Here is a 3,369-nt window from a genome sequence, read left to right as displayed (position 1 = left end):
CCGGCCAGCGAGGAGAACAACACGAACAACGACAACGGCCGCCCCGCCGTCAACTCGTGCAGATACCACGCCGCATCCGCCTTCGGCGCCAGCACCGTGTCCATCCGTTCCGCGCTCAACCCCTCCACCAGCGCGTCGTCCAGCACCCCCGCGGTGTGCACCACACCCGCCAGCGGCACCCGCTCCAGCAGACCGGCCAGCGCCTCACGATCGGAGACGTCACACGCCGCCACCACCACCCGCGCGCCAAACCCCTCCAGCTCCGCCACCAACTCGGCCGCACCAGGCGCGCCAGGACCGCGACGCGAGACCAGCAACAGATCCCGCACCCCGTGACGCGCCACCAACCGCCGCGCCACCAACGCGCCCAGACCACCCGTGCCACCGGTCACCAGCACCGTCCCCGACACCTCGGGCAACGGTTGTGCCTCAAGCCTGCGGCGGGCCAGCCTGGGGGCCAGCATCCTGCCGTCGCGTACGCGTACCTGGGGCTCGGCGACCGCCGCCAGCCGCCCCCAGTCGGCGTGGCCGTCCTCAACCTCGGCCAGGACGAACCGGCCAGGCTGCTCCGACTGCGCCGAGCGCACCAGCCCCCACACGGCGGCGCCCGCGGGGTCGCCCGCCCGGGTGACGAACGTCAGCCGGGACTCGGCCAGCCGCTCGTCCCTGATGGCCTCCAGCACCTGCGTGGTCAGCTGCCGCACCGCGGAGGGGACGTCGGGCCGGTCGCTCACGCACGGGATCACCACGGCCTCCGCCACTCCGTCCCCGGCCTGCGTCTCGACCCAGTCCACTCCGTAGACGGCCTGGGCGGAGCCGGCCAGCGCCCCTGACGGGACCGGCCGTACCCGGAGTGAGGCGAGGGAGAGCACGGGCCTTCCGGCCGTGTCGGCGGCCTCGACGGCGCACGCGTCGGCCTCCGCGCCGGTCAGCCGGACCCGCAGGGTGCCCGTCCCGGGCTGGAGCAGCCGCAGGCCGCGCAGCTCGAAAGGCAGCCGCACCGTCGCGCTGTCCCCTGCGACGAGCAGCGGGTGGAAGGCGGCGTCGAGCAGGGCGGGGTGGATGCCGTATCCAGCAGGGTCCACCTCCTCGGGCAACGCCACCTCGGCGAACAGCTCCTCCCCCCGCCGCCACACCGCGCGCAACCCCTGGAAGGCGGGCCCGTACTCGTAGCCCCGCTCGGCCAGCCGCTCGTAACCGCCCTCCACCTCCACCGGCTCGGCACCGGACGGCGGCCACACCGACGCCCACGAACCCGATCCGTCGGCAGTGCCGGCGACCGGCACGGGGCCGTCCCCGTCGGGGATGACCGTGGCCGACACGTGGCGGGTCCAGGCGGCGTCCTGGTCGTCGGCGGGGCGCGAGTACACGCGCACCGGCCTGGCGCCGGAGGCGTCGGCGCGCTCCACGACGACCTGGACCGCCACGCCGCCGCCGGCCGGCAGCGTGAGCGGGGCCTCGAACACCAGCTCTTCGACCAGGTCGCAGCCCGTCCGGCCGCCGGCCTCCAGGACCAGCTCGGCGAGCGCCGCCCCGGGCAGGACGACCGTGCCGGACACCGCGTGGCCGGCCAGCCATGGCGCGGCGGCGACCGACAGCCGGCCCGTCAGCACGGCCTGGCCGTCCTCGGGCAGGTCGACGGCCGCGCTGAGCAGCGGGTGGCCGGCCTCGCGCAGGCCCGCCGAGGCCAGGTCGGCGGCGGGTGCGGGCGGGTCGAGCCAGAAGCGCTCGCGGTCGAAGGCGTAGGTGGGCAGGTCCACGTGCCTGCCCCCGCCCGCCAGCGCGGTCCAGTCCACCTCCGCCCCCGCCGTCCACGCGCGGGCGAGGCAGTCGGCCAGCGCGTCGGGTTCGGTACGGTCGCGGCGGTGCAGGGAGACGATCGCGGCGCCCTCGCGGGTGACGCAGTCGTGCGCCATGCCGGACAGCACCGCCTGCGGCCCCACCTCCAGGAAGACGCCGACGCCCTCGTCCTCGAGCCGGGAGATCGCCGTCTGGAACAGGACGGGCCTGGTGATCTGGTCGAGCCAGTAGCGGGCCGAGGTCCACGTTCCCTCGATGCCGGTGACGGTGGCCGTGTGGGGGCGGTCGAACGTCACGCGCGCCAGCTCGGCGGCGAACGCGGACAGCATCGGCTCCATGAGCGGGGAGTGGAAGGCGTGGCTGACGGACAGCCGCCGGGTGCGCCGGCCGCGCGCCCGCCACTGCTCGGCCAGCGCCAGGCACTCCTGCTCGGCGCCGGACACGACCACGCCGGTGGGACCGTTGACGGCGGCGACGCCGACGCGCGACTCCAGCCCGGTCAGCGTCGCGGCGACCTCCTCGGCCGTCGCCTCCACCGCGACCATGGCGCCGGGTTCGCGCAGCTCCTGCATGAGACGGCCGCGGGCGGCGATGAGGCGGGCCGCGTCCGCCAGGGACCAGACGCCGGCGGCGTACGCGGCCGCGTACTCGCCCACCGAGTGCCCCGCGACGATGTCGGGCCTCATCCCGTACGACTCCAGCAGCCTGAAGGCGGCCACCTCGAAGGCGAACAGCGCCGGTTGCGTGTAGGCGGTCTGGTTCAGCAGCTCGGCGTCGGGGCTGCCGGGCGCGGCCCACATCACCTCGCGCAGCGGTCTGTCGAGATGGGGATCCAGGGCGGCGCACACCTCTTCGAGGGCGGCGGCGAACGCCGGCGCGGCGGCCGCGAGCTGCCTGCCCATCCCGGCGCGCTGCCCGCCCTGTCCGGTGAACAGGAACGCGGTCCGCGGCTGCTCGGCGGCCACCCCCTCGACCACCGCCGCCAGTGGCCGCGCGCCGGCGGTCGCGGCCTCCCCGTCCAGGCGGGAAGCCGCCCGGCCGTCGCCGCCGGGCGGGGGCGCCGCCGTGGGCTGGTTCGCGTACGCAGCGAGGGTGGCGGTGAGGGTGGTGTGATCGCGGGCGAGCACGACGGCGCGGTGGGGGAAGGCGGCGCGTCCTGCGAGTGTGTGCGCCACGTCGGCGGGGTCGGGCCGGTCGCCTGAGGTGACGGCCGCGTGCAGCCGGGCGGCCTGGGCCCGCAGGGACCGGTCGCTGCGCGCGCTGATCGGCCAGGCGATCGGCCCCGCGAGAGGGGGCGGCGGCTCCTCGCCGAGATCGGTCTCCTGGCCCGCTTCCTGTGGGGCGGGGGGCTCCTCGAGGATGAGGTGGGCGTTGGTGCCGCTGATGCCGAACGAGGAGACGCCCGCGCGACGGGGCCGCTCACCGGCCGGCCAGGCGCGGGCTCCGGTCAGCAGCTCGGCCCGCCCCGCCGACCAGTCGACGTGCGGGGTCGGCTCGGTGACGTGCAACGTCGGCGGCAACACCCCATGCCGCATCGCCTGCACCATCTTGATCACCCCCGCCACCCCC

1 protein-coding gene is annotated in these 3,369 nt (G+C 76.2%); it reads right to left on the bottom strand.

The window, feature by feature from the left end; genetic code table 11:
• The coding region (locus ABFX50_RS50360) for an SDR family NAD(P)-dependent oxidoreductase (RefSeq protein ID WP_346158367.1) at window positions 1-3,347 on the bottom strand (3,347 nt) is incomplete at its 3' end.
• Window positions 3,348-3,369 lie beyond the last annotated feature (22 nt).

The sequence above is a fragment of the Nonomuraea recticatena genome (genome assembly GCF_039533245.1).
Taxonomy (GTDB): domain Bacteria; phylum Actinomycetota; class Actinomycetes; order Streptosporangiales; family Streptosporangiaceae; genus Nonomuraea; species Nonomuraea roseola.
This window is presented reverse-complemented; position numbering and strand designations above follow the sequence as displayed.